This is a genomic window from Flagellimonas baculiformis, from assembly GCF_033441575.1.
Taxonomy (GTDB): domain Bacteria; phylum Bacteroidota; class Bacteroidia; order Flavobacteriales; family Flavobacteriaceae; genus Flagellimonas; species Flagellimonas baculiformis.
Genome location: NZ_JAUZVW010000003.1, coordinates 372,696 through 394,495, shown reverse-complemented (window position 1 = coordinate 394,495; position 21,800 = coordinate 372,696). Strand labels below are relative to the sequence as shown.

Here is a 21,800-nt window from a genome sequence, read left to right as displayed (position 1 = left end):
TCGATCACAATGAGCTTAAAGGTTCTTTTCAAGTGTCAGATTAACCACAACTGTCAGGTTAAGTAGTGGCTAGTACAGATAATTCATCTTCACTAAACTATAACTGCACTTTCAATCCCTTAGATAAACTTATTGAAGCTTACGAGGAGAATAAAAAACTTTACGAGCGTCTTGTTCAAGCTGAAAAAGACAAAGTTGTTTACTTAGAAAAACTCAATGACAAAAATTAGTTGTTCTATTTCGATTTTGTAAAACAATATTGGACGAGGCTGTTTTGAATATGGTTGTTTTTAATGTTGGCCTTTTTCTTCCGTTACATTTTTTTTACTCTGTCGTAGTTTTTTTTGTCTCCCAATGCACCATATATATATTTTAACTGGGTAATTACATTATGCCTACTTGAATTATTGGGATTGGCTATCAGACAATCCTCCAAAACTTTTGCTCCTAGTTTGAAGAAAGCATCTTTTTGGGTTTTAAATTCGTCATATTGAGCAATGTCTGCTTTTGAATTGCCGAGCTTGTTCATTTCGTCAACCAATAAATTACCCTGATTAACATAAACTGTGGATAGGTTAAGGTAAGCATTGATGTAATCAGGGGCAATTCTAATTGCCTTTTTGTATGCGTCTTTTGCTTCCTGATAATTTCCTTGTTCTGAATTTATTACTCCAATATTGTATGCAAGGTCTGGATTGTTGGAATCAATTCCAGAAGCTTTTTTCATTAATTGTTTAAACTTGTCCTTATCACCCAAAGAGTAATAAAGGTTAGCTTTTCCTAAAATGAGGTTCACATCTCTTGGGTTAGCCAATATTGCCTCATCATATGATGCAATAGCTTTGTCTGTTTCACCAAGCTGTTGGTAAATTAATGCAATATTCTTATAAATCTCATTCTGTTGTTGTTTTTCCAATGTTACAATCCCATTCTTCAATAATAATAGGTAATATTTAAGGGCCTTTTCGTAATTGCCAGCATTCACATAACTTGAAGCAGCATAATATAAATAGATTTTTTCAAGCCCTGCTGAAAACTGAAATGCTTTAACCAAAAGCCCTGCCGCGTATTCATAATTTCCTCGCTTATTCTCGTCAACAGCTTTATTGACATATTCTGCCATTAAGGTTTCATTATAAAGATATAGTTCTATACCATCTTCATAATCAACTTCAATTTTACCACCATTGGCTTTTTTCCATCCATCGCTAATTGCTTTGATTCTTTTCGATTTACTTGGGTGAGAGCTTGAAGAATATTCACTGCCTAATTTATTCATTGCCCTAAGACTTTCATCCAATGTGGCTCCCATTTTAGCCAACACAAACCCTGAGAATTCATCGGCCTGTAGCTCGGAATCATGATTGTCAATACCGGAAATTAAGGTATGGCCATTCAAATGATGACCAATTTCATGAGCTAAAATACTTGTTGCACTCCAATCACTATTTGTGGCACCAATAACCCTTTGTAAAAATGCTTTATCATAAATAATGTATCTCTCCAAACTACCAAGTGAAGACATTACTGTCGCTGCTATTGCATTCTCTATATTGGGGCATTCTTTTATAATGAAGTTTCTGAATAGCCCTACATTGCTGAGTATCTTATCTACAGCCATTTCTGCCTGTTGATTGGACATATAACTATTGCTATTACAAGCCAATTTTATTTGACTCTCTGTCAAGTATTCTCTATATGCGCACATTTTGATCTCTTGTGCACTAATTGGACTATTAACAAAAAAAATGGTGGTTAGTATAAAAGCTTTAGTGAAATTCATTGGTTTTGGTTTGGTATTAATATATGTGGTAATACTAATATAGTGTTTTTTAGTTTGCTAAAAATCAAATATTTAGAATAAGGATGGTTAATCTTAGTTGCTGATTCATTATGAAGCAGACCGTGGCTAGAGAGTTACAAGAGTCCCAAATACTTACCTCTAACTTCAGCGCATGGATCCTGGACTATTTTTGTAGCGTTCGGGAAGATAAGCGTTGAACAAAAATAGGATAGGGCGCTGTCCTACTTTTTGCCATTTTCCTCCAGCCATTTTTGGTACAGTTCCTTTGCCTGCGGGCTCTCATCAAGGAATGTCCCATAATGTCCCATGGCACTGTCCCATCCTTTGATAAATGCTGCCTCTTCTTTCTTGGATATCCTTGATACCTGATAGATTGAAAAACCAAGAACCAATAGAATACAGACCAACAATCCCCAGGACAGTTTTATGGCCCAACTGGGCAATTGAATTGATTTCTCCACTTTGCCAAGGATCCTTTGCATCAATTTTTGCTGTTCCTCAATGGTCTTCTTTTGATTGTTACTGTAATCCTTTAAAAGTGCATTGATCTCAGTGGTATCCGGCCTCAATGGAAGGTTCCGGATGTTTTCGTGCACCTTTTCCAAACGGCCAATGCTCTTCTCAAACCCGTTGATCTCCTCGGTCAACAGTTCCGCTATTTCATCCAGTTTTGCCATGATATTCTGTTTAGATTCCTATTCCAGTGTCCCTGACCACTTTTATGGCCAGCTTGATGGTCTTCTTTATGATGGTCTTGGTTAGACTTGTTGGGACATTCACTGTCCTACCCAAAAGTTCCATGCTCTTGTCCTTGGCAATTCGCTGTGCCCTTTCCTTTTCAAAGTTCATTTGGCCCGCTATCCTTCCCATGGACATGGAACGGTGGACCTCGCTTCCCTTTAGGTTGGTTCCCTTGTACTCAAAACGGAAGCCCTGTAACTGGTTCTGCCTATTGATGCTCGGGATGACCTTTACATTGTTCTGCTCCATGGATTTGATGTAATGGTCAAAATCCCTTGGCCGTTCCTGGGCCATGACCTTTTCATGGATCCGCTGTATTTCAGATCGGAACTCCTGCATCCGGTACAGTTTTTCCTGCTGTGCCTCCCTTACCGTGGTAAGTTCCATCTGTCTGGCCACCCGCTCGGCCATCTGTTGGCTTCGCTTTCCGATGAAACTGTCATTGTAGGCCTTGCCCTCAAAACTTATACGGTTGGCATACAGGTGGACATGTAGATGCTCCTTGTCCCTATGGACAAATGCAACGGCCTGATGTTCCCTCAGCTTCATTTCCTTGAGGAACCGTTCGGTCATTTCCTTGAGCTGTTCGCTTTCCAATTTTTTGCCGTCCTCAATTGTGGGACTCAGCACAAAGCTCAGCGTATTCTTCCTGCATAGTTCGTTCTGCTCTTGGATGATCCTGAACTCCTCGGTGATCTCCCTTGGGGTCTCCCCAGCTAGATATTGGCTGTGGATGATCTCGGCTTCCTTCTCCTCATTCATCCCGTAGCTCATGGAAGCAGCTGTATGCGATATGGATTTTCCCATTCCTATCATTTCTTGAAATTTAAAAGGTGTTGCCGTATCTCCTTGGCCAGTTGGGCAGTTTCCTCTGCCAACTTTGGGTTCCGCTTCCGGAACATGTTGGTGATCAGTTTAAAGTTTCGCTGGTATTTGACCAATAGCTTATAGGCCTCGATCTGTTCGTCCGTCATCCGCTCCACGATCCGGTCTTCGAAGGCGGCACGTCGACAGTACTCACTGATGGAAAGACCACTCTTCCGGGCCTTGACCTTCAGCAGTTTCTTCTCGTAGACCGAGCACCGGAACTGGACGAACTCTTTCTTCATTTTCGCATCATCTTTTGCGACCTTCGGGAGTAAAAGCAAGATTTGTCATGACAATGACACATCTTGAATTCGTTGCCGGACTTCATCTTCAGAGCTTTTTACCATCCATTCGTTCATATCCTTGAAACCTTCATAGAGAGAGGACAAATCCCTGCTGTTCGGACACTTTTCCAATAACAGTTCCGTCATTCCCAATCCTGTTCCATCCCTATCTAGAAATAGCTTTACATCCTCGTATTCCACTATTTCGGTGATCATCCTTTTTACAAAGGCCGTGGTGTTCAATATCAAAAGTTCATGGCCGTTCCCGATTTCTGGCATTAGTTCCAATAGGGTGAGCATATCGAACATGCCTTCGGTAATGGCCAATTTCTTGAAGCTGCTCTCTATCATCGAAACATCCTTTGGCGATGTGGACCCTTTCCAATATCTGTTCCTCAGTTCCCAGCCTCCCGACCTGTTCTGGAGTCCTATGGCAAAATATTTCCGGCCACCTATTCGATAATGGATTTCCTTGCAAAGTTTTCTTGCGGTCTTGGTCGATATCTTTCTGGACCGCAGATAGGTCTGCAGGGCCCTGTGCTCGATTTCTTTTTCCTCAATGATTTCAATCGGATTGGTGCTATGTTCCGTTTTGGTTGGAATCGGCCGCCGATGAAAAGAAAAATGGTCCATGTTCCCGGACAATCGTTCCAATGCCTCCTTTATCGAACAGTTCTCCATTTTCATTACCAGGTCTATGGTACTGCCCCCTTCGAAGGTCCCGAAGTCTATCCAGTAGTTTTTCTTCAATGATACTTTGAAAGAGGCTTGGGTCTCGGTCCGGAACGGGCTGAGGAACCAAGCTTCTTTTTCCGTTTTCCGGACTGGAAAGTGCCCCGACTTGGCCAGCGTGGATACAATGTCAATGTTGCGGGCTTTTTCGCAGTCCATTCTTTTTTCTCTCATGGTTCTGTTTTTAATCGATTTTTGATGATTTGATGACAAACCTCTGGGAGACCCCATAAATACTGGTCGTTTCCCCGTCATCATTTTGTCATCGTTTCATCACTTTTGTTTTTTTCTTCATGGTACCTGTCATCATTTTTTATTTTGATGACAGAATGATGACAAAGTGATGACAGCCCAAACCCTTATGAACACTGGGCTTATATCAATCTGTCATCAAATCATCAAAATTTTGGACCAAAAATTTCTTTTTTATGGTAAAGTACCTTCCCTTGGCGTCCTCGGTGTTTATCTCGCCGGTGTTCCAGATGGTGATCTTTTGGTACTTGTTGGAATTGGGCTGGTTGTCCAGTTTCCAATCCTTTTTCAGCAACCGTCTCAATTGGGTAAGGTCGGTCTTGACCCTTGTGCGGTTGAGCATGTGCAGGGCATCGATGGGACAAAGGTCAACCGAGTCCATCTCGAACTTTTCCATGGCACTGAGCAATAGGCTGGCCAGTTCCTTCTCCACCCTGTTCCGGTTATTGTTCACCAGTTTCTTCAACGCTGGTGTATGGACCTGTTTTGGCGTGAACCACATCCGTGTTCTTTGCTTTGAACTAAACTCCCTTTTTGAAAGGAAATGCAAAAAAGCGGGCACTTCCTGGGCCAACTGGTCCAAGAAATCGGTGTCCTCTTTTTTAAGGGATGGGATCTTCCGTACCCAGAATCTCGTTTCATGGGCATCGATCTTGATAAAACTGTCCTCGTTGTTACTGCAAAGGATGAACTTGCCGAAAAACTCCACTTCCCGTTTATCCTTGCCCTTGGCCTCCAGTTTGTTCCGGTTGGTGGTGCTCAGGTATTTGATGCGCTCAGTAAGCTCCTCTTTGTTGAACAGTACCTCGTCAACGCATATCAGCAGCTTGTTGGCCCAGTCCGCATTGAACTGGCTTGCAAAGCTGTCATTGGTCAGATAGGTCAGGTTGTTTCCGAAGATTTCCTTTAACCATTTGAGAAATGTGCTTTTCCCAGTGTTCCTTTCGGTGGAGACCAGACAGAGGATGGGGAGCACCTGCACTGGTCTTTGGTAAAGAAGCTTCAAATAGTCCAGTCCCAATTCCAGCTGGTTTCCGAAGATATGCCTCAAAAAGGCCTGTGTCCTTTTTATGGTTCCCTCTTTCGGTTCGTGCGTTAAAGGGGAATAGGTATTGTAGAAACCATGGTGCTCCTTTTTGAAATCTACATGACAGGGAATACAGGCGAACCCGTCATATTTGGGCACCTTTCCCAAATAGTCCTTGCCATGGTCCTGCTTGATGATGTGCTCGTTCCATGGCACCAACTGCTCGTTGAAATGTCCGGATATGGTGGGATACTTCACGATTTTATAGAAAGACGTGCCAATGCGGACATATGGGATATTTTTCGACATGGCTCTCTCATTTTGTTGATACACGTCGGAACTTTCCATTTTTTCTCGCGCATTCCAACAGTTCCTTTTTGGAATAGAAAATTGAATTCCCAATTTGGTAATAGGGAATCAAATTCTTTTTCTTCCATTTGATAAGGCACTGTTCAGATCGCCCCAAGAATTTAGCAGCTTCCTTTTGGGTTAGACGGTCCTCCTCTGAATGGATCACCGATTCATTGGCGAGGTTTGTTCTTTGGAGCCTTTTGATTACCAATTCGATGGTGTTTTCAAGGTCTTTTTTTGTAAAGCCGTATAGAATGGGATTTGACATAGTTTAGAAGATTTTAATGAAACAATCAATTCATCGGCTAAACTAGGTGTAACATTAGGCTAAATCAGATTGCCTGATGAACCGGGTAAGCGGTTTTTGTGTATTGAAAATCAGCCATATAAGTTTTGATTTACGTTTGTAGGGGAGAGTGGGGACTATTGATGGAAGAGTTGACCACTATTTGAACATTTTTGGGTAATGTTCTTTTAAATTGACACCCTACAGTAAAAGTTACCTCCTGGTTTCCTGAGAAAATCCGTTGGCTTCGGTGAAAATTTCCAAATATTCTTGTCAATTTGGACTGAACCATACTGTGGAGATTTTGACGGTCATTTTTATCATGATACATTAATTATTTGAAGGGCTAGGGAGCTTTAATTGGCATAATGCAACAAAATTATTTTATACCTTAATTGATTGATAGACAAATGGAAGTTCCAAGGGTGGAAAAAATAATGAATCAAATACTGGCCGAGGCAGATATAGCTATAAACAAGGGAGATTTGGAAACCTACTTGTTTAATATACGCTTACTTTTTAAGAAAATATCTTGTGACTGTTTTATAGAAGGACACCAGGAAACTCTAGAAAAACATCTAAAAATAATTAATTCTCTATTTTTTGACGGGAATAGTTTCGAATACAATCTTGCTTGTGGATTTTTAAAATTGTATTCGGACATATATGAACCTGCTCCAAAGATTGTTTTGTTTAGAGCGAACGAGGATAAAACTTCAGCTATTTATCATTTAAAAAAGGCAATAGATTTAAAGGATAATGATGATTTGTGTTATTCTTTAGCATCTAAAGCAGAGTTCAAAAGCAAATCTAAATTGAACAAGCAGTCTTGTTTAGAGTATGCTCATAAGGCAGTGAATATGAACCCAAGCGCTAATAATTATTTTGCTTTGGGGCAAGCACAAGGCAATTGCAATAAATTTAATGAGGCAATTCATAGCTTTTTAGCAGCAATTGATTTAAACAATAATTTTCCCCATGCCTATAGATACATTTATAGAATATATCTATGGACCAGGGAGTATGAACGAGCAAAAGAATATGCCCAACTTGCGATTTCAAGATTTAATGATAAGTGGTCATATTATTATTATTCTAAAATACTGATAGGTCTCCAGGATTATAAAGCAGCCTTAAAATACTCAAAAAAAGGGTTAAATCTCTTTCCTTCAGAAAGGTTGTTTAATCTTTTGATAGCTGAAATCCTAGAGCATATGGGAGAAATTAAAGAATCGCTACACATGTATGAAATTGTTTCCTCTTCTAAGATTGAGGAGTCAGAATATGCCAGAAATCAAATAAAAAGAATAAATAAAATAGAAATAGCGAGAAAACTCCAAAAGGCCAGCGATTTTTATGATTTAAAGGATTATAAAAAATCAATAGAATGGTATGAACAAGTGATTTCTGAAATTGAGAAATCTCATATCAGAAAATACCTGTCTGCTAAAGTTAAATTAAAGCATGGAGAAATTCAGATTGACACAATACATCCTATTTATAAGAGATTAGAGGAGCTTATGGAATTGGCGTCATCTACTAAATACGACCCTAAACTTTCTTTTTACACCCAAGAATATAGAAGTGTAAAAAATATTAAAGAGTACTATGAAGATGATTTAATAAAATTCGGGAAATATAAAGGAGAAATATTAGAGGAAATAATATACAAGGATGCTGAATATATCCTCTGGTGTATTATCAATTTGGACCATTTTTTCCTGTATAATAAAACCTTGATACGATTGTTTGCAAGCATTAATGAAAACAATTCTTTACTCGAAGAAGCAGTTTTGAACAATTTATTAAAGTCCCAGTTTTACTATAATCGGAAACCTGATAATTATTGGGAGGAACACAATGTTGACCATGACGGTGATTTTAACATTAACAACACAAGTGATTTCTACAATGATTCTTTAGACATGGATCAACAATCACCAGAATTTTGGGACAGAGTCTAGTTTTATTAAGAGGTGGGGGTTGATCGTTTTATCAAGCATCAGGCGTTGAATGATGCTGAAATTAAAACTGAAAACATCACACAAGTTTTTATTTAACTTTTTAAGGGAGGGAGGAGCCTATTGATGGAAGAGTTGACCTCTATTTGCACATTTTTGGGCAATGTTCTTTTAAATTGATACTCTTCCGAAAAGTTCTTTCTCCATGTTTGCCGGGAAAATCCATTACTTTCAGTGAATATTTCCAAGATTCTAGTCAATTTGTGGTGTGAATTCTCTGTTGTAGAACTTATGATAACGCCTTTGATAATCAAGTACCTTAGTAAGGCAATGAAGGTTAAAACTTCATCTTGGGACAATTCGGTATAGTAAGGATGAAAGATATTCCTCAAATTATATTTGCAAGGGTAGTAATCTGAAAATCCAGTATAACAGGCCGTAAATTTTTTGGCGTTTAAATTTGGTAAGTATCTTTTACAATAAGAATCAAGAACAAGGGCAAACTGCTTTTGGGTGATTCTACCGTTCAGGATAATCCTATTTTCCAGATTAACAGAAGTGACATTTTGATTTATATCGATTAACATTGCCTTCAAACCTTTGGCATCCAAGGTTACACCATTGCTGCCAATATTGATGTTTATAGCCAACGCTTTGTGTATCTCATTCATGGAATTTAGAACCGAAGCATCGCTCGCATTCTCCATCGTTATGGCCAATGCTCTTTCCACGGCAATCTTATAACTGAAAAATGAACGGACCCATTGTGATTTATTTTTTTGATTTTTGATTTCACTGTTTAGTCTTTCAAAAGTGAGTTCCGATAACAACCGGATTTTGAACTTTTTGGAGGAAAGATTTTGGATGAGTGTTCTTGTGATTTTTGGGTAAGTTTCAAATGCGCACATAAAGCTATCAAAGCCCATATCGTTCTCCCTTATGGATTTGATCAGGTATTTGTGAAACATCCTTTTTTCTGTTTCGTCCAAAGCTTGATAAAGGGACATTGAACAATTGGAGTATTTGACGACATTAAAATCTTTTGGAGCTTTAAGGATACCGCTGAAATAAATAAAAAGAACCCAACCAAAGCTTATGAAAAGGAAGGCCACTATGAATTTTTCCAGATTGGCCCCGGGGAAAGTTACCAATTCCCAGAGCGAAATGCCCAAATAGAGCAATAGGGCTATAAAAACTATCGGCAGGGTCAAGAACAAGGTATACTTGTTCTTGGCAAGTATTTTATGGGCAATATAGTCATAGGAAGATGTCATATCATTTAATGTTTTCTTATTTCACAAGATTCCAAGTGTTGTCCATTTCCTTCTGTTTAAAGTCTTCGGCTATATCGACATAGCGTTTAAAGGAAGCTTCATCCTTGTGTCCAGTAATGTTTCTGACCACCATTTCCTTCATGCCAAGGACCAAACTATTGGTAACAAATGTCTTTCTGGCCGTGTGGCTGGTAATCAGGTCATGTTTGGCCATGGTTTTATCGATTCGTTTCTGCCCTATGTATCTAGTAATAGTGATTTGGGTATTTATTTTGGCTTTTGAACAACACTCTTTTATATACTCATTGAATTTCTGATTTGAAATAGTGGGAAGAGGCTCATATATTGTTCCCTTGTAGCGTTCTAAAATTTCTAAGGCATATTTGTTCAAGGGGATTTTTTGGTCAATGGTCTTCGTTTTTACAATAGTGATTTTCAAATGATCTGAAAAGACATTTGAAGATTTAAGGTTCATGATGTCACTAAAGCGTAACCCGGTAAAGCACCCAAAGCAATAAATGTCCCTTATCTGAGCATATTTTTTGGATTTAAAATCGAATCGGTACAAAGCCATCAATTCATCCATCGTCAGATAGATTACCTCAATACTGTCTTCGGTCCTTCGAAATTTTTTAAACTCTAGATTATCGTGATAACCCCGCTCATAGGCCCAATTCATAAAGGTCTTAAGGATAGAGACCAGTTTTCCGAAGTAATTGTTCAGGGTTTTACGATTCTTGAAACAATAGTCCCTAAATTTCTCATAGAAATCCATATTGATATTATCAAAACGCAGTTGGTAGGAAACCTCGTTTTGAAAATCCTTTAGAAACCCTGAGACGGTGTTGTATTTTTTTATGGTGCCATGGGCTTTTATGGTTCGGCTGGTTTCAATGAACTCATCGAAACTTTCAAAAAATTTGGGAGCCAATGAATTTTCTCCGAAGGATCTATCATCTAGCTTCTCTTCTATCAATTCTGCGCTGAAAGGGATATTGTTCAGATGGAAGTAACGAAAAACGGTAAATACCTTTTCCCTAAACTCATCGAGCTTAAGATTGAATTCGATATGGTTGTTGTAATCTTCTTTTTGTGTATTGGGTTTGATTCTTTGATTCTTCCAATGTCGTGGCAATACTTTTACCCCTGTAATATTTTTTCTGATTCTTATCCCTTTAAAGGTAATTGTTGCCCTGACGGGCAAAGTTCCATCTTTTTTTTGCTTATCGTTACGGGTCGAGAACGTTAGTTGCATTTAATGCAGATTAATATGATTTGAATTCATTTAGATTAAAATGGATAAAAAGGGGGGCAAAACAGGGGGCAAATAAATACAATTTGAATGCTAAAATTGGTTTACCTTCATTCTTCCCAGCCCTTATATAGCATAAGATACGGAATGTTAGGCGATTATAAAATAGTGTAGAAAAAAATTACTCCAGGTGGGACCACGGAAAACCCTTTCAAGTCAAAGATTTGAAAGGGTTTTTAATTTTAACAAAAAGCGCCAAAAGCGTGATTTCAACATTTATATCCCCTGCAAACCCCAAGTTTTATCTAGGCTTTCATACATTCTGTTCGCCTCCTTCTTTTTTGATTGTTGCGGATAAAGGGTTGTCGTTCAGCGAAACATCGTCCAAGCATTCATAATAATTGTTAAATTGAGCCAACTAAGAATATACTAAATGAGCAAATTTTATTTCAACGAGGAACAGGAATCCTACGATGCCATCGTGGTGGGCACGGGCATCAGCGGCGGTTGGGCGGCCAAGGAACTGTGCGAAAAAGGTCTCAAGACCTTGGTCTTGGAACGTGGCCCCATGAAAAAACACCGTGAGGACTACCCCACGGCCAATTTGGACCCCTGGGACCTTCCCCATCGCGGACAATTGACCAGAGAACAAAAAGCCAGACAGGAAAAACAATTGCGGACTGGCTATTTGGGCAACTCCGCCCATAACTTTTGGTTCGTGGATGATGTGGACCATCCCTATAACGAAACCAAGCGTTTCGATTGGCAGCGGGGTTATCACGTAGGAGGCCGCTCCATTATGTGGGGCCGCCAAAGTTACCGCTGGAGCGACATCGACTTCAGTGCCAACAAAAATGATGGTATTGCGGTGGACTGGCCCGTGCGCTATAAAGATATTGCCCCTTGGTATGACAAGGTGGAAAGCTATATCGGTGTTTCCGGGGAAGCCTTGGGACTGCCCCAATTGCCGGACGGTATTTTTGAGCCTATGATGGAGCTCAACTGCGTGGAGCAGCATTTCCGCGAAAAAGTGGCCGAAAATTTTGATGGCCGGGTGGTCACTGCAGGGCGTACGGCACACATCAACAGTGATAAAAAATTTGAGGGTGACGGCCGTGTCCGTTGCCAATACAGGAACCGTTGTATCCGAGGGTGTCCTTTCGGGGCCTATTTCAGCAGTTTGTCATCTACCCTGCCCGCAGCGGAGAAAACAGGAAATCTTACCCTAAGACCGGACAGCATCGTTCACGAGGTCATTTACGACCCGAACACCCAAAAGGCAACGGGTGTGAAGGTCATCGATAGGGAAACCAAAGAGCAGTTCGAGTTCAAGGCCAAGGTCATCTTCCTTTGTGCCTCGGCGATAGCATCGACCTCTATTTTGATGCAATCCAAATCCGACAGGTTCCCCAATGGTCTTGGAAATGATTCGGACCAATTGGGAAGAAACATCATGGACCACCACCTCGGTGTGGGTGCCAGTGGAAAGTTCGACGGTTACGAGGACAAATACTATAAGGGAAGAAAGCCGAACGGCATCTATATCCCAAGGTTCAGGAATTTGGGCGATGGTTCCAATTCCGACAAATTCATCCGCGGATATGGCTACCAAGGCGGTGCCGGAAGAGGCAACTGGGAGGAAGCCGTAGCAGAGCTTTCCCATGGCAAAGAGTATAAGGACGCCATGCTGAATGCCGGTGGTTGGACCTTTGGAATGGGAGGTTTCGGCGAGGTACTTCCTTACGAGGACAACCGAATGACCCTTGATTATGACAAAAAAGACCAATGGGGCCTTCCCACCGTCACGTTCGATGCCGAATTCAAGGACAACGAATGGAAGATGAGGGAAGATATGAAGGAACAGGCCGTTGAAATGCTTACCAAAGCAGGGTTGAGGGATGTCCAACCGTTTGATAACCCAGGGGCCCTCGGGTTGGGTATCCACGAGATGGGTACGGCACGTATGGGCCTTGACCCTAAGACCTCCGTGGTCAACGGGAACAATCAGGTACACACCTGCAAGAACGTGTACGTGACCGATGGGGCCTTTATGACCTCGGCCAGTTGTGTGAACCCTTCGCTCACCTACATGGCATTCACCGCAAGGGCTGCCGATCATGCCGCCCAAGAACTTAAAAAAGGAAACATCTAATGGAAAGAAGATCAGCACTCAAGAACATGGGGATGGCCTTCGGCTACGCCGTGGCGACCCCTACACTGTTAAGCCTGCTCCAGAGCTGTAAGGACAAGCCGTCCTACGCCGAATGGACCCCCAGCTTCCTGAGCAAGGAACAGGGCCAGGCCTTGGCCCTGACCGTGGACGTTATCCTTCCGAAGACCGATACCCCATCGGCCACCGAAGTGAACGTGCATACCTTTATCGATTCTTACTTGAATGAGGTGATGCCTTTGGAACAAAGGGATTTCACCATGATGAAGATGGAGATGTTCTACGATAAGGTACTGGAGAATTCTGGCAAGGAAAATCTCTCGGACCTGGAGGCGGAGGATATCGATTCCGTACTGACGACCTATCTTAGGAAGCGTACCGATGAAGAAGAGGAAGCGCACATGATGGCTGTGATGGGCTATTTTCAGACCAAACAGCAGGGGGGTGAGGCCACCCTGGATCCAGAAGTGGCTTGCTACACTTTCGCCAACGAGCTTAGGGATTTGTCCATATGGGTTTACAAATCCTCCGAGATGGTCGGCGAAGAAGTACTGGCCTACCTGCCCATCCCAGGGGAATATGTTGCCTGTGGAGATGTGCAAGAACTCACGGGGGGAAAGACTTGGTCCGAATAGACCTGATCATACCACACTAAAAGGGCTTCCCATTTCGGGAGGCCCTTTGTGTTTAACCCATCAAACCCAAAAAAAGCAATGGGATGGTAAGTTCATGCTGCGACTGTTTAATTTCCTACTCAGAAATCCTTAATTTTCAACATAATTCAAACTAATTCAAAAAATGATCTCAAAAACCAACACACCAAAAGCACTGCTGGCCACAGTGTTTTTTCTAGCCTGTGCTTCTTTGGCCGTGGCGCAGAAAGTCCCATCCCCTAAAGATGTCTATGGATTTAGGGTGGGAGACGATTACAAACTGGCGGACTATGCCCAGATTGAAGATTACCTGACCCAATTGGACAATGCATCCAATAGGGTGAAGAAAATTGAATTGGGGGAAACCGTTCTGGGCCGAAAAATGTATTTGCTGTTCATTTCCTCGGAGAACAATCTGGCCCAATTGGACAAATGGAAGGACATCAGCACCAAATTGGCGCGGGCAACGGTGAGTGACCAAGAGGCCGTGCAACTGTCACAAGAGGGAAAGGCCATTGTTTGGGTCGATGGGGGGATGCACTCCACCGAACTGGCACACGGGCAGATGACGTCCGAGCTGGCCTACACCTTGGCCACTTCCGAAACGGCGGAAATGAAGAAAATCCGTGAAAATGTGATCACCCTGCTCATGCCCGTAATGAACCCCGATGGGCTGGACATTGTGGTGGACTGGTACCGAAAGAACATGGGCACGCCCTATGAAACCTCACGTCCCCCGGTACTCTACCATTACTATATGGGGCACGACAACAACAGGGATTGGTTCATGAACAACATGCCGGAAACGTACAACGTCACCAAAATTCTCTACAACGAATGGTACCCGCAGATTGTGTACAACCACCACCAATCTTCCCCTGCTTGGACCAAGATTTCCCTACCGCCCTACGCCGATCCGGTGAACCCCAAGATACACCCAGCGGTCACTGCGGCAGTAAGCGAGGTGGGCTCGGCCATGACCAAGCGTTTTTCATTGGAAAACATGCCCGGCGCCATTGCGGATAACTTCTACACCATGTTCTGGAACGGTGGCGGGCGAACCGTTCCCTATTACCACAACATGATCGGTATCCTTACCGAAACAGGACATACCACACCGACTCCAAGGTTTTACGATCCCGAAAAATTGCCCAAGACCGTTGCCGGAGGAACCCCCACGGATGGTACGGACATTATGTACCCAGACCCATGGAAAGGCGGAGAGTCGCACTTCAGGGATGCCGTGGACTATATGTTGACGGCCACTTGGGCCACATTGGACCTGGCTGCGGATAGAAAAGAGAACTACCTTCACAACATCTATAAAATGGGGAAATCGGCCATTGAAAAGAACAAGACCGAAGGCCCATTTGCCTATATCATCGACAAGAACCAATGGGACTCCTTTGAGGCCGTGAATTTGGTAAACGTACTCCTTCGCGGAGGCATTGAGGTGGAACAGGCGACCAAGGACTTTACCGTGAACGGCAAAAAATATGAGAGGGGGACCTATGTGATCTATGCAGGCCAAGCCTTCAGGCCCTATCTTTTGGACCTTATGGAAAAACAGGACTATCCGACACGTTTCCAATATCCTGGTGGCCCTCCGGATACCCCTTACGATTTGGCCGGATGGACCTTGCCCATGCAGATGGGGGTCGATGTGGACAAGATCAAGGAAACCTTCAAGGCCCCAACGGAAAAAGTATCGACCCCACAGGTGGGTTACTACGAAGGAAATACTGCCAAAAACGGTTCCTTCGGATATGCCCTTAGCGTGAACACCAACGCCTCGGTGGCCGCTACCAACAAGATTTTGAAAGCTGGCGGAACGGCCTTCAAGGCGATGACCGAGTTCAAGGCGGGGAAATCAACTTTTCCAGCAGGGTCTTTTGTCGTTTCCGGGGATGATGCCCTAGTGGAGTCCCTTGCCAAAGAATACGGCCTGGAATTTACCGGATTGGCCGCTAAACCAGAAGTCCAGCTAACCAAGATCCATCTGCCCAAAGTAGGACTCTATAAATCGTGGGTGCCCAATATGGATGAGGGGTGGACACGATTTGTAATGGACGAGTACGCCTTTGCCATGGACACTTTGCACGATGCTGACATCAAAACCGTGGATCTGTCCAAATATGACGCCATCATTTTGCCCTCCCAACGACCCAAATCCATACTCCACGGAAACAGTATTTTGGACATGCCCGAAAAGTTCACTGGGGGAATTGGCCTGGACGGTTCCGTGGCCCTCAGCAAATATGTAAAGGATGGTGGTACCTTGATTGCTTTTGACGAAGCCAGTAATTTCGTCATCGAGCAGTTCGGACTGCCATTGAGTGATGCGACGGAAGGTGCGGACAGCAAGGATTTTTTCATTCCAGGATCGCTCATCAAAACAGGGATAGACACCTCACACCCTATTGCTTTTGGCATGAAGGACACTGTTGCCGTTTCCTTTAACAGGAGCAGGTCATTCACCATAGACAAGCAAAGCAAGACCGGTGAGGGGGGGAAAGAGGACATCAAGGATGCCCCGGCCCCCGAGGTAGAGGTGATTGCCACCTATGCCGCCAAGGACCTGCTCATGAGCGGATGGGCCTTGGGAGAACAAAGGTACATTGCAAAAAAACCTGCATTGGTCAAAACGAAATACGGCAAGGGTTCCTGTGTGCTGTTTGCCTTCAGGCCGCAGTTCAGGGCACAGCCCCGCGGCACATACAAGCTCATCTTCAATGCGATTTACGAAGGCGCTTCGGAATAAGACGGTAATTCCAGTGGAATTTTGTCAGTTCGAGTTCATTTTCGTAGCAACGTGCAGAAAATGAGTATCGAGAACAAGTTTTTCTTCAAAATAAACAACAGTAAATAGTTGTATAAAAGCCCATCAACCTTGATGGGCTTTTTTGTTTTCGAAGAACCAATAACCCGTGATGCTTTTGCAATGTAGATTTAATCCCTTACCCAAACCCACTCCAAACTTTCGGTTTCCTCCAGTTCTTGTTTAAAATCATTTTCAGAGGGAACGGCATCGCCAATGATTAGTCTTGTAAAACTGCCCAAGTTGAAATTTTTGATGATTCCCTCAATCTGTTCCTTAGCTTTTTCAACGCCGGACTCAAGCACGAACCAATAATTTGTTTTGACATAACCATCCTCAGATTCGCCGAAATAGGTTTCCCTACCTCCCCAAGCACCAAGGTTGTTCTGGAAAAGCCGAAGTGAAATTATGGGCAAGGCTGCATCGTATCTTTCCCAATCGTTGGTGTTGGCGGTTTTGTGAATTTCGAGGTCGATGTTCACAATCTTTTCATGTCCATTCATAATAAATTGTATTGATAATACACCAAACCTAATCCAAAAGAAACGGAACTGTTTCCCAAAATTGATGGATGCCCCTTTTCATTTGACGGATGAAAGGATTGAGCCATATGGGAGAGCGGTTTTTATGAAAAATATAGGTCGTTTACCTAAAAAGAATCGCAATCGCTGCAATGGCATTTACAATCAAAACAGGCATTTGTAATTTTTCTCAAAGACCAATGCTTGGGCAAGTTAAGTGTGGTTTTGTCCTTCCAGTTCCCTCGCAATCCACAAAAAGCTGTCCTCGACCTTTGGAAAAACCTGTTCTTCCGGAACCAAATCGGGAATAATATCAATACTTTCAATAAGTTGTTTAGGTTGTTCCCTCAGGCCGGTTAAAACGGTCTTCACGTTTTTCTGGGATAAATCAAAAATAATGGTTTCAAGAGCGTAGACACCAGACTGGTCAATATGTGGTACGCGATCCATTCGGATAACCAGTATTTTTATGTTTTCACCAATATTTTTTACCTGATCCTGAAAGTAGGACGTAAAACCAAAAAACAACGGACCATTTAAATGCTTGATAAATACTTGGTCCTTGAATCTCTCGTAGAAACTCTCCTCATCGAGCCATGGCCTTTCGCCAGAAAAACCCGCAAGGGTGCCCACTTCCATTCCTTTTTCGCCAATATCGCTGGCACGTTTCATAAACAACAATGCTGCAAGGGTTACCCCAATGCCAACGGCTTGGATCAAACTGCCAAATGTGGTCCATAACAAAACAATGATCAATACCACAGAATCTGCCTTGGGCATTACCTTGATGTGCTTAAGACCGCGTGTATCTATGATTTTAAACCCAATGGGAATCAATATGCCTGCAAGCACGGCCAAGGGAATATAGGCTGCGAGTGAACTCAATCCCAATAAAACTGCTAAGAGAAACGTTCCGTGCAAGGCTCCTGAAAGCCTGGTTTTACCTCCATTATTGATGTTCACGACAGTACCCTTTGTGGCCCCAGCGCCAGGTATGCCGCCAATCAAGGCTGCGACCATATTGCCAATACCTTGGCCAATCAGCTCTCGATTGCTATTGTGCTTGGTCTTGGTCATGTTATCTGCAATTACCGAGGTCAGCAACGAGTCGATTGAACCCAAAACCGCCAAGACCAGTCCGTATTCCAAAACCATAAAATAGGCATCGCTGTCAATGCTGAAAAGACCCTCTATTTGCAGGGATGGCAGACCCGATGGAATTTCGCCAATGATCGGAACATCCCAATTTATAAAGTAGGAAAAAATGGAAACGGCAATCAGGGCCACAAGCGCACTGGGGATGGTCTTATTGATTTTGGGAAATACGTAATAAATGATCACCGTCATTGCTCCCAACACCAAGGCCTGCCAATTAAAGTCAGAGAACAATCTGGGCAAATCCGACATCACCTTTATAGTGGATTTTGCCGAATCCAAACCAACGAACGGAAATATTTGCAAGATGATGATAATGAGTCCCACACCGCTCATAAAACCTGAAATTACAGGATATGGAAAATATTTGATGTACCCGGCAATGTTGATGAATCCGAAAATTATCTGTAATAAGCCGCCTACCAAAAAACTTAAGATAATGATGCCCATTGCACTTTCCAGACTGCCTGTCAAGTCAATGGCACTGGCCACCAAGGTTGCCGAAACCACGGTCATGGGACCTGTAGGTCCACTGGCTTGGGTTTTTGTACCACCGAACAAGGCGGCAAGGATACCAATTGCGATTGCGCCATATAGTCCCGAAATTGCTCCAAGACCAGATTGCACACCAAAAGCCAATGCCAGCGGCAGCGCAACGATTCCTGCCACAAGCCCACCTGTAATGTCTCCTTTTAAATATTTAGTGTCGTAGAATTTTGCCATAATTTGGAAAAGGGTTTTGAATAAGTTCGTTTTTTCCTAAAATAACAAATTTTGCAACCAAACATAGGCCATGGCCTTTTTTATGCCAATCTCAAAGCATTCTTTTTTGAAGTAATAGTTATAAATTCATGTTTTGGGAACCTATCTGCCCACTGGACTATCATAGGGCTACAACCAGAATACCTTAGGGTCGAAGCACCCCAAAGTAAATGACCTTCGAATGGCCATTACCTAAAAAGAATCGCCACGGCACCGATTGCCGTCACCACCAAAATAAAACGCTTGTAATTCTTTTCGTTGATTTTTTTTACGAGGAAAACACCTAGAAAAAGCCCAACAAAAATGGCAGGGAGCAATTTTAGGTTGATCAATAGACTTTCCGCGGAAATGGTGTTCCACACAAAAACATGGAAGGGCAACTTGAACACGTTGGTGATGAAGAACAACCAGGCTGCGGTGCCCACAAATTCGTTCTTGGGCAGGCGCATCGCCAAAAAGAAAATATTGGTAAAGGCCCCTGCAAGGTTTCCGATCATGGTGCAAATGCCCGCCAAGATCCCCATGGAACCCGCAAACATCCAGTGGGAGGGCACACTTTCAGATTTTCGCCTCTCCCACCACAACAGTAGGCCCAAGCTGAGAAAGATGACCACCACCATGCCCCATTTGAACTCCCGTTCGGGCAAATCCTTTCCGATAAGCACCCCGATGAGGATGCCCGCAATCATCCAGGGAATGAACTTGAAGATGTATTTCCATTGGGTGTGCCGATTGTAATAGATCACGGCAAAAATATCGCCCACGATGAGCAAGGGGATAAAAAGACCCGTTGAAGCCCTAGATCCGAAGGCAAGGGCCATGAGGGTCACATTGAAGATGGACATACCCTTGAGTCCCGCCTTGGAAACGCCCATCAGAAAAACGGCTGTGGCGGCCATGACCCATGCGGCAACTGAAATTTCGGTGAAAGTGGGAAGAAACATGCAGAATTTTTGCTCGTTCACAAAAGTAACCCAAAAAAATGACCCATAACCCGGTGTGAATTAGGTCGGAACCTGTCAGTTTGAGCCTAGGACCTGTTCTCGATACAAAATTCCGCTGGAATTTCACTCAAACTGACCTATTCCAATCAGAATGAACAACAAGTTATCTGAAATCCCATCTGATCAATCTGGGAATAATAGGTTATGGAATCGGGAAAAGAACCCCCAATCAATTCCGAAGTTCCAGAAGCCTCGCCACATATTTGCCCACTACATCAAACTCCAGGTTCACCTTAGTACCTACTTTGTAGGTATGGAACCGGGTGTGCTCAAATGTATAAGGAATGATGGCCACGCTGAAATGGTCTTTTTGGGAATCCACAACGGTCAGGCTCACGCCATCCACGGTGATGGATCCTTTTTCAATGGTGACGTTGTTCAATTTGGGATTGTATTCAAAGGTGAAGACCCAGCTGCCATCCTTCTGCGCAATGAAAGTGCACACAGCCGTCTGGTCCACATGGCCTTGGACGATATGGCCATCCAACCGCGCTCCGAGCACCATGGCGCGCTCCAGATTCACCTCATCCCCGACCTTAAGTTGGTCCAGGTTCGTCTTGTTCAGCGTCTCTTCAATAGCAGTCACCTTGTATTGGTCGTTGTTTAAGGAAACCACGGTCAGGCAAACGCCATTGTGCGATACGCTCTGGTCTATTTTCAGTTCCGATGTAATATCCGAAGAAACGGTGAGGTGCAGATTGCCCCCTTCTTTTTCAAGCTTTTCCACTTTCCCCAAAGTCTCTATGATCCCTGTGAACATGTGTCTTATTAATTGACTAGTTTTGTAATGCAAAAGTAGCCATAACGGCAATGATTTTATGGAAGAAAGTCAAAAAATACGGTTGGGGATCTCCATTGGGGACATCAACGGAATTGGATGCGAAGTGGTGTTGAAAACCTTTGAGGATGCAAGGATGTTGGATTTTTGTACCCCGGTCATTTTCGCATCGAACAAGACCATAACACAGCAAAAGAACGATTTGGGGATAGACCTTACCTTCAACGGGGTAAGGGAGGCCTCGCAGGCCGTTGAGGGCAAGATCAACATCGTGAACGTGTGGAAGGAAGTCCCCCAGATTGAATATGGCCAAGCCACCAAAGAAGGAGGTGCCTATGCCATAAAATCGTTGAGGGCCGCCGTGCAAGCACTGAAAGAAGACGCCATTGATGTTTTGGTGACGGCCCCCATCAACAAGAACAACATACAGGCAGAAGACTTCAAGTTTCCCGGCCATACCGATTTTCTGGCCCAAGAGCTCAAAGGCGAAAGCCTGATGTTCATGGTGGCCGATTCGCTGCGCGTGGGATTGTTGACGGACCATATTGCAGTGAAGGATGTGGCGCAGGCCATAACCCCAAAGTTGATCCGCAACAAAGTGGTGACCATGGAAAAATCCCTAAAGATGGATTTTGGCATCCGAAGGCCCAAGATCGCGCTGTTGGGCATCAACCCGCACAGCGGGGACAATGGCACCATTGGCGAGGAGGACGATAAGATCCTGAAACCGGCCATCCAAGAACTGTTCAACAAAGGCACGTTGGTCTATGGACCTTATTCCGCGGACAGTTTTTTTGGCTCCAACACCCATAAGAACTTTGATGCGATCTTGGCCGCGTACCACGATCAGGGGCTGATCCCGTTCAAGACCCTTTCCTTTGGAAAAGGGGTGAATTACACGGCAGGACTTGATAAGGTGCGTACATCGCCCGACCATGGGACCGCCTATGAAATTGCAGGAAAAGGACAGGCAGACGAGAGCTCGTTCAAGGAGGCTGTGTTCACCGCCATACAGGTATTCAGGAACAGGACCGAGTATCTGGAATTGACCAAAAACCCATTGCAAAAGCAAAAGACACGACGGGCAAGCTAAAAAGTTGGCCCTGAA

General features: G+C 43.4%; 18 protein-coding genes and 1 pseudogene. 6 read left to right on the top strand and 13 right to left on the bottom strand.

Annotation, left to right across the window (positions count from 1 at the left end; all coding sequences use genetic code 11):
- Positions 1–83: 83 nt before the first annotated feature.
- Positions 84–230: pseudogene (locus SD450_RS06700) on the top strand (transcriptional regulator); the annotation flags it as partial.
- A gap of 83 nt (positions 231–313) precedes the next feature.
- Here SD450_RS06700 and SD450_RS06695 read toward each other — a convergent pair.
- The 7 genes from SD450_RS06695 to SD450_RS06665 form a co-directional block, all read right to left on the bottom strand.
- A complete protein-coding gene (locus tag SD450_RS06695; protein WP_318343854.1) occupies positions 314–1,621 on the bottom strand; it encodes a tetratricopeptide repeat protein in 1,308 nt (435 codons plus the stop codon).
- Positions 1,622–2,025: 404 nt separating this feature from the next.
- On the bottom strand, positions 2,026–2,481 hold the full coding sequence (locus SD450_RS06690) for a DUF6730 family protein (RefSeq protein ID WP_318343853.1): 456 nt from the start codon (positions 2,479–2,481) through the stop codon (positions 2,026–2,028).
- Between the two features lie 10 nt (positions 2,482–2,491).
- Positions 2,492–3,352 carry a relaxase/mobilization nuclease domain-containing protein gene (locus SD450_RS06685; protein WP_318343852.1) on the bottom strand — a complete coding sequence of 287 codons (861 nt, stop codon included), beginning with the start codon at positions 3,350–3,352 and terminating at the stop codon, positions 2,492–2,494.
- Between the two features lie 5 nt (positions 3,353–3,357).
- A complete protein-coding gene (gene mbpA, locus SD450_RS06680) occupies positions 3,358–3,654 on the bottom strand; it encodes a mobilization protein MbpA (RefSeq protein WP_108424065.1) in 297 nt (98 codons plus the stop codon).
- 45 nt (positions 3,655–3,699) lie between these two features.
- Positions 3,700–4,602 (bottom strand): CHC2 zinc finger domain-containing protein, encoded by a 903-nt coding sequence (locus SD450_RS06675; protein WP_318343851.1) that lies wholly within the window; start codon positions 4,600–4,602, stop codon positions 3,700–3,702.
- A 205-nt stretch (positions 4,603–4,807) separates the two neighbouring features.
- Positions 4,808–6,016: a primase-helicase family protein gene (locus tag SD450_RS06670; protein WP_318343850.1), complete on the bottom strand. Its 1,209-nt coding sequence runs from the start codon at positions 6,014–6,016 to the stop codon at positions 4,808–4,810.
- Between the two features lie 7 nt (positions 6,017–6,023).
- Positions 6,024–6,326, bottom strand: coding sequence for a helix-turn-helix domain-containing protein (locus SD450_RS06665; RefSeq protein ID WP_119647448.1), 303 nt, complete (start codon positions 6,324–6,326; stop codon positions 6,024–6,026).
- Between the two features lie 413 nt (positions 6,327–6,739).
- On the opposite strand from SD450_RS06665, the gene SD450_RS06660 reads away from it, so the two are divergent.
- Positions 6,740–8,308 (top strand): exodeoxyribonuclease X C-terminal domain-containing protein, encoded by a 1,569-nt coding sequence (locus SD450_RS06660; protein WP_318343849.1) that lies wholly within the window; start codon positions 6,740–6,742, stop codon positions 8,306–8,308.
- 92 nt (positions 8,309–8,400) lie between these two features.
- Here the strand turns inward: SD450_RS06660 and SD450_RS06655 are convergent, their stop codons facing one another.
- Positions 8,401–9,579 (bottom strand): hypothetical protein, encoded by a 1,179-nt coding sequence (locus SD450_RS06655; protein WP_318343848.1) that lies wholly within the window; start codon positions 9,577–9,579, stop codon positions 8,401–8,403.
- A 16-nt stretch (positions 9,580–9,595) separates the two neighbouring features.
- Complete coding sequence (locus tag SD450_RS06650) at positions 9,596–10,834, bottom strand: site-specific integrase (protein ID WP_318343847.1); 1,239 nt, start codon at positions 10,832–10,834, stop codon at positions 9,596–9,598.
- Between the two features lie 430 nt (positions 10,835–11,264).
- On the opposite strand from SD450_RS06650, the gene SD450_RS06645 reads away from it, so the two are divergent.
- The 3 genes from SD450_RS06645 to SD450_RS06635 all read left to right on the top strand — a co-directional run bounded on the left by SD450_RS06645 (position 11,265) and on the right by SD450_RS06635 (position 16,415).
- Entirely contained in the window at positions 11,265–12,983 is a 1,719-nt protein-coding gene (locus SD450_RS06645) for a GMC family oxidoreductase (RefSeq protein WP_318343846.1), read from the top strand.
- On the top strand, positions 12,983–13,636 hold the full coding sequence (locus SD450_RS06640) for a gluconate 2-dehydrogenase subunit 3 family protein (RefSeq protein ID WP_318343845.1): 654 nt from the start codon (positions 12,983–12,985) through the stop codon (positions 13,634–13,636). The genes SD450_RS06645 and SD450_RS06640 overlap by 1 nt, the downstream gene beginning before the upstream one ends.
- 163 nt (positions 13,637–13,799) lie before the next feature.
- Positions 13,800–16,415, top strand: coding sequence for a M14 family metallopeptidase (locus tag SD450_RS06635; protein WP_318343844.1), 2,616 nt, complete (start codon positions 13,800–13,802; stop codon positions 16,413–16,415).
- Positions 16,416–16,603: 188 nt separating this feature from the next.
- Here SD450_RS06635 and SD450_RS06630 read toward each other — a convergent pair whose 3' ends face one another.
- The 4 genes from SD450_RS06630 to SD450_RS06615 form a co-directional block, all read right to left on the bottom strand.
- Positions 16,604–16,975, bottom strand: a complete 372-nt coding sequence (locus SD450_RS06630) for a hypothetical protein (protein WP_318343843.1) — start codon at positions 16,973–16,975, stop codon at positions 16,604–16,606.
- Positions 16,976–17,206: 231 nt separating this feature from the next.
- Positions 17,207–18,871 (bottom strand): SulP family inorganic anion transporter, encoded by a 1,665-nt coding sequence (locus tag SD450_RS06625; RefSeq protein ID WP_318343842.1) that lies wholly within the window; start codon positions 18,869–18,871, stop codon positions 17,207–17,209.
- A gap of 227 nt (positions 18,872–19,098) precedes the next feature.
- Entirely contained in the window at positions 19,099–19,854 is a 756-nt protein-coding gene (locus SD450_RS06620) for a sulfite exporter TauE/SafE family protein (RefSeq protein ID WP_318343841.1), read from the bottom strand.
- 229 nt (positions 19,855–20,083) lie between these two features.
- Positions 20,084–20,674, bottom strand: coding sequence for a riboflavin synthase (locus tag SD450_RS06615; RefSeq protein WP_318343840.1), 591 nt, complete (start codon positions 20,672–20,674; stop codon positions 20,084–20,086).
- 58 nt (positions 20,675–20,732) lie between these two features.
- Between SD450_RS06615 and pdxA the strand changes: the two genes are divergently transcribed.
- A complete protein-coding gene (pdxA, locus tag SD450_RS06610) occupies positions 20,733–21,785 on the top strand; it encodes a 4-hydroxythreonine-4-phosphate dehydrogenase PdxA (RefSeq protein WP_318343839.1) in 1,053 nt (350 codons plus the stop codon).
- Positions 21,786–21,800: the final 15 nt, after the last annotated feature.